This is a genomic window from Gilliamella sp. Choc6-1 (assembly GCF_001690385.1).
In the GTDB taxonomy this organism is placed as follows: domain Bacteria; phylum Pseudomonadota; class Gammaproteobacteria; order Enterobacterales; family Orbaceae; genus Gilliamella; species Gilliamella apicola_A.
The window spans coordinates 72,495-78,664 of sequence record NZ_LZHI01000035.1 but is presented as its reverse complement, the minus strand read 5'-3'; the positions used below and the strand labels follow the sequence as shown (position 1 = coordinate 78,664).

The following is a 6,170-nucleotide window of genomic DNA, read 5'->3' as shown; positions in this document are numbered from 1 at the left end:
GTGAATAAACCAATGCAAATGAATGAATATCATGCTGCATAATGTGGGCATTTGATATACTAACAACCGAGACATCCTTAACTATACTACCTTGCTACTTATTTTTATTTAGTTTTGTCGTATTTATCTGCTTTTATCGGTAATTTTAATAATCAATAATGATAACTAAAATTGGGCATAAAAATTACACGGTTTTTATAGAATTTGCAATATTTAATTGAAGTTAATTTATTGAAATTTAAGATAAGCTTAGTGAGTCATGTTTTTTTAGGTTGCTGCTTTTAAGCCCACTTAAAATTTTATCAATTAAGTGGGGTTAGGGTTTTCGCATTAAGATAAAGGGGGGATCCCTGTGTATACAGGGAATACTTTTGTTCTAAATGGCAAAGAGCATTTCAAATGTTAATCGATGAAGTTTTAAAAGCACTTATTTTATTTATTAAAATACTATTTTCTTCACCAAGTAAATGTATCAATTTTTCAATTAGTTATTTATAGTGTTTTGATTCAATTGTGGTTGGGTAGCTGGTTTTTTCGTTCGTTCAAAAACGATCATTACCACAAAAGCAATAACAGTTAAATAAATAATAAATGTGCCATACGTTGCTAACATATCCACTAGTGAACGCCCTCGCATGGCGATATCTCGAAAAAACCGAAATAACCAAACTAAAGGAAAGGCGTGGCTAATATAGTAAGTCCATATTGGCATAATACCTACAGCCATGGTGGAGCCGCCCATAATGAATCCCGGCGGAACTAAGAAAATCATTTTACTAGCTCCTTCGCCTGGATTATTGGTTTTCCAAGATAATAAAAATCCTAACCAGCCAAATGCAATTCCTGTCATAAACATGCTAGGTACAAATACGAAATAGTTACCATCAAAGCGTAATTGTCCAAATAGCACAAGTACTGCCGTTATTAATGTTAACCCTGTGGTGTAAAATAGTGCATAAGGTATGGTTCTTGCAAGTAGTGCAACAAATCCCCTTTCTAATACGGTATTCCACATGCCTGTTACTTTTAAACGGCCAATAATCATCAACGATGTAAGCCCGTATGTCAGTGAGGAGAAGAAATAAACAAAATAGATAATAGTTGATATGGTTGATGAACTTGCAGGATTAAACATATATCGTGTTTTAAGTTGCATTGGCGATAAAGTCGCTTCAATGCCTTCTTTACTTAGCCCTAATGCGGCAACTTTACCAACACTAAGTTCAGCACCTAGTTCAGGAATATATTCATTAAGGCTTTGTAGCACTTTGGCATTTTGTGCATCATTAGTATCATCAACAAAATAACCTAAGCGAACGGTTTTATCGCCTTTCTTTAAGCTCTTTTCTAATCCTTTAGGAATGTATAAAACACCTAAATTACGATCGTGTGAAACTAGCGCTATTGGATTGACCGGCGCTTTGATTACCTCAGAAACTTCAATATATGGTGAAGTGTTTATTTTACTAATTAATTCTGTGGAATAATTAGAACCGTCTAGGTCAATAACCGCAATTTTACCTTCAAATACTGCGCCATGGCTTAATACAATTGAGAAGATTAGCGAAATAATGGCCGCTAAACCTATCGCAACTTTGTAATATGGGATAAAGTGACCTGACAACATGGCGTCAAGCTCTTCAAGCATAGATTTAATGATGTTTTGCATCATTGTTTAACCTCAATTGTCATACCGGTTAATAGTTTCGGAATAGATTCCATATAAATTCTAACTTGATAAGATGTTAAATCCGCTTGTCCGCGTTCCCGTGTCATGCGTAAATCAGCAAATGATGGCGCAGCTGTCGCAAAGCGGACTTTACCTTTTATTTCTTTATCAAGTGCTATCACATTTGCTTTTACTGTTGTACCTGGTTGATAATCATTGACCATTTTTTCATTTACGTAAATATCAATATATTTACGATCGGTCTCTAACAATACGGCTGGTGCACCTGTTGGTGCTAATTCACCATTTTCAAACATCAATTTTAATACTTTGCCATCTTCAGGAGCCGTTAATGTCAGTCGCTCATAATTGATTTGTAACTGCTTTAAATCAGCTTCACCTTGAGCTAATAAGGCACGTAGCTGTGCTAGCTGATTTTGGCGATTTTGAAGTTTTTGCCGCGCAATAGCAACAGATTGTATTGTCATTCCTGTTGCATTTCTGGTTTGTTCAAATTGGCTAATTTGTTCTGGTGTTGCTCCAATCATTAATGTTGATAATTGGCTTTCAATTTGGGCAACTTGCATTTTGGCAACAGTAAAGGCATTTCGTGCATTATCAAGTTGTGATTGTGAATTGCCACCAGTCTTACGTAATTGGGTTTGACGGGTATACTCTGTGTTAGCTAAATCTCTTGCTGATTTTGCTGCTTCTAAGCTTGCTTTAACTTCTTCAATTTTACGCCAAGTAGATAATTCAGCTAAATTGGTTTCATTTTCGGTGATTTCAATTGCAGCTTGTTCTTGATTTACTGCTGCCTTTTGACTATCAACTAGTGCTTGTAGTCGTTCAATTGCTAGCTTAGTGTCGATATCTTCTAATTGCATTAAAGGATCGCCTTTTTTTACGATTTGTGATTCTTCTACAAATCGTTTAATGACTTTTCCTCCTACATTTTGGAAAGCAACGTTAATTTCATCTGCAGTTAAGACACCTGATTTAATACTCTTAGCAACGGTTACCGCATCATTTCTAGAGCCTAAGAAAATTAATGATGACCCAATAGTTAAAAGCGCCAAAAATATAACAGGGATTTTGATATTTTTTTTCATATATAGCTTATTTTCCATTTAATTAGTCAGCTAAGTATTTTAGTGAAAATAATGAACTTTAATTGATTAAAGTTAGTTATTTTCGTAGTAATTTACGTAGCATCAATATTAAAGATTCTTGCTCTTGTTTGTTTAAAACTTGAGCGAAAGCCTTAATTGATTTAAGGTGATTGGGTAATGCATTTTGAATCAGCTTTTCGCCTGTATGTGTTAAAGCGATTAATCGAGAACGACCATCATCACCACTTTTTGACATCGAGATTAAAGGCTCTGGCGCTGCCAGCATTCGTTTAACCATTACTGATACTGTTGCTGGTGTTACACCAATGCGCAAAGCAAGATCACTGGTACAGATTTCACCTTCTGAAAACAATGACATCAATAAGGCAAACTTACCTTCAGAAACGCCGTAATCTTTATCTAATTGCGCATAGATATTAGCACGAATTAAATCGGCAGTTGTTATTAAGCTCAAAACCAGATCAACACCAGAAACATCAACGATGTCATCGTTAAATCTTTGTGATCGAGCTATGGTTTCACGTGAAGGAAGCTTTCTTGAATTGTAATTCAATTATCATTACTCAATTTATTTAGTCGGCTAATTATACTATTTAAATTTTTGTTGGCAATAATATTTGGCTAATTGCCATTAAATATTAATAATTTTTATTAATGCATTTATGAATGCTTAATTTAATAAATGCTGAATTTTAATATAATTAACTGTTTTAAAAATAATTATCTTTATTACTACTAAAGTGGTAATCCTTAAGGGTAGTTATATTTTGGTCTAAGTTACATACAATGAGGGGTAATTATAAATTAAATAATTGAAATAAAATAAAATTGGAGCTTTATTATGAGTAAAACCAATCTCGTTATCATTGGTAATGGGATGGTTGGACATCGTTTTATTGAGGAAGTTATCAATAAAATGCAGTCTAATCAGTTCAGTATTACTATCTTTTGTGAAGAACCTCGTCTTGCTTATGATCGTGTTCATCTTTCCTCTTATTTTTCAAATCATACCGCTGATGCGCTTTCTTTAGTTCGTGAAGGGTTATATGAGGAAAACAACATAAATGTACTACTTAATGAACGAGCTATTCTAATTAATCGTCAACGTAAAGAGGTTCACTCTCAGACAGGTAGAATTGTTAGCTATGATAAATTGATTATTGCAACAGGATCTTATGCGTGGGTTCCACCAATTAAAGGTGCAGATGGCTCAAATTGTTTTGTTTATCGAACCATTGAAGATCTTGACGCCATTCGTGAATGTGCTAGCCACTGTAAAACTGGGGCCGTTGTCGGTGGTGGCTTATTAGGGCTTGAAGCAGCTGGCGCATTAAAAAATCTAGGGGTGCAAACACATGTTGTTGAATTTGCTCCTGTTTTGATGGCTGAGCAACTTGACGCAATGGGAGGCGAGCAATTACGCCGAAAAATTGAAAGCATGGGGGTTGGTGTTCATACAAGTAAAAATACTCAAGAAATTATTCATACACCATCGGGTAAAATGATGCAATTTGCTGATGGAACATCACTCGAAATTGATTTTATTGTTTTCTCAACAGGCATTCGACCGAACGATCAGCTTGCTAAAGCGTGTCAGCTTGAAATAGGTCCACGTGGTGGAATTGTGGTTAATAATTATTGTCAAACTTCTGATCCTGATATTTACGCAATAGGTGAGTGTGCCTGTTGGCAAAGCAAAGTATTTGGTTTAGTTGCGCCAGGATATAAAATGGCACAGGTTGCTTTAGCGCATTTAATTGGTGAGCAAACTCCATTTGAAGGCGCTGATATGAGCGCTAAATTAAAGTTAATGGGAGTCGATGTTGGTAGTATTGGCGATGCTAAAGGAAAAACGTTAGGTAGTCGCAGCTATGTTTATTTAGATGAAACTGTTCCAGTTTATAAAAAATTAGTTGTCTCTCAAGATAATAAAAAATTATTAGGGGCTGTGCTAGTTGGCGATACTGCTGATTATAGTAATTTATTACAATTGATGTTGAATGAAATGGATCTTCCAGAACATCCAGATACATTAATTTTACCTGCCCACGCTGGTGCTAAACCTGCTATGGGGGTTGAAGCGTTACCAGATTCTGCCCAAATTTGTTCATGTTTTGATGTAACAAAAGCGAAAATTATTAATGCTATTCATTCTGGTTGTCATACTGTTGCGGCAATTAAGGCAGAAACCAAAGCAGGTACAGGATGCGGTGGCTGTATTCCATTGGTTACCCAGCTGTTAAACTCCGAATTAGCCAAACAAGGTATTGAAGTGAGCCATGCGTTATGTGAGCATTTCAAATACTCACGTCAAGAGCTATACCATTTAATTCGTGTAGAAGGATTAAAATCATTTAACCAAGTAATTCAAAAATATGGTACGGGCTATGGATGCGAAGTTTGTAAACCAACGGTTGCTTCTTTATTAGCGTCTTGTTGGAATGATTATATTCTTAAACAAGATTTAGTTCCGTTGCAAGATAGTAACGATATTTTTCTTGGTAATATTCAGAAAAATGGTACTTATTCGGTCATTCCTCGTAGTGCGGGGGGAGAGATTACCCCTGAAGGTTTAATCGCTGTTGGTCGCATCGCTAAAAAATATCAGCTCTATACAAAAATTACAGGATCGCAACGTATTGGATTATTTGGTGCCCAAAAAGCTGATCTGCCAGCTATTTGGAAAGAGCTCATCGATGCTGGTTTTGAAAGTGGATATGCTTATGCTAAAGCACTAAGAATGGCTAAAACTTGCGTAGGTAGCACTTGGTGCCGGTTTGGTGTCGGTGATAGTGTCGGTTTTGGGGTAGAACTTGAAAATCGTTATAAAGGTATTCGAGCTCCGCATAAATTTAAATTAGGTGTTTCTGGTTGTACCCGAGAATGTGCGGAGGCACAAGGTAAAGATATTGGTGTTATCGCAACTGAAAAAGGTTGGAACCTTTATGTATGCGGTAATGGTGGTATGAAACCACGCCACGCCGATTTGCTTGCTGCTGATCTTGATAGACAAACATTAATTAAATATCTTGACCGTTTTATTATGTTCTATATTCGTACTGCTGATAAATTACAACGGACCTCCGTTTGGCTTGAAAATATGGAAGGGGGAATTGATTATTTACGTAGTGTAATTATCGACAATAAATTAGGAATTAATGATGAACTAGAGAGTGAAATGGCACGCCTGCGTAAATTGATGGTATGTGAATGGAAAGAAACGGTCGAGCATCCAGAAAACCAAAAACGATTTACTCACTTTATTAATAGTAATCAGCGCGATGAAAATGTCCAATTTATACCTGAGCGCGATCAGCATCGACCAGCGACAGCGGAAGAACGTAAAGCAATGTTAGGAGGGCAATAAT

Annotated in this window: 4 protein-coding genes; 1 reads left to right on the top strand and 3 read right to left on the bottom strand. The window is 36.0% G+C overall.

The features are described from left to right. Positions 1 to 484 precede the first annotated feature (484 nt). The 3 genes from A9G36_RS05085 to A9G36_RS05075 all read right to left on the bottom strand — a co-directional run bounded on the left by A9G36_RS05085 (position 485) and on the right by A9G36_RS05075 (position 3,355). A complete protein-coding gene (locus A9G36_RS05085; protein ID WP_202807488.1) occupies positions 485 to 1,672 on the bottom strand; it encodes an ABC transporter permease in 1,188 nt (395 codons plus the stop codon). After that, entirely contained in the window at positions 1,669 to 2,781 is a 1,113-nt protein-coding gene (locus A9G36_RS05080) for an HlyD family secretion protein (protein ID WP_081295309.1), read from the bottom strand. The genes A9G36_RS05085 and A9G36_RS05080 overlap by 4 nt, the downstream gene beginning before the upstream one ends. A gap of 76 nt (positions 2,782 to 2,857) precedes the next feature. Next, positions 2,858 to 3,355 (bottom strand): MarR family winged helix-turn-helix transcriptional regulator, encoded by a 498-nt coding sequence (locus tag A9G36_RS05075; RefSeq protein ID WP_065574109.1) that lies wholly within the window; start codon positions 3,353 to 3,355, stop codon positions 2,858 to 2,860. Positions 3,356 to 3,643: 288 nt separating this feature from the next. Here A9G36_RS05075 and nirB point away from each other — a divergent pair, with 288 nt between their 5' ends. Further along, complete coding sequence (gene nirB, locus A9G36_RS05070) at positions 3,644 to 6,169, top strand: nitrite reductase large subunit NirB (RefSeq protein ID WP_065569524.1); 2,526 nt, start codon at positions 3,644 to 3,646, stop codon at positions 6,167 to 6,169. Position 6,170 lies beyond the last annotated feature (1 nt).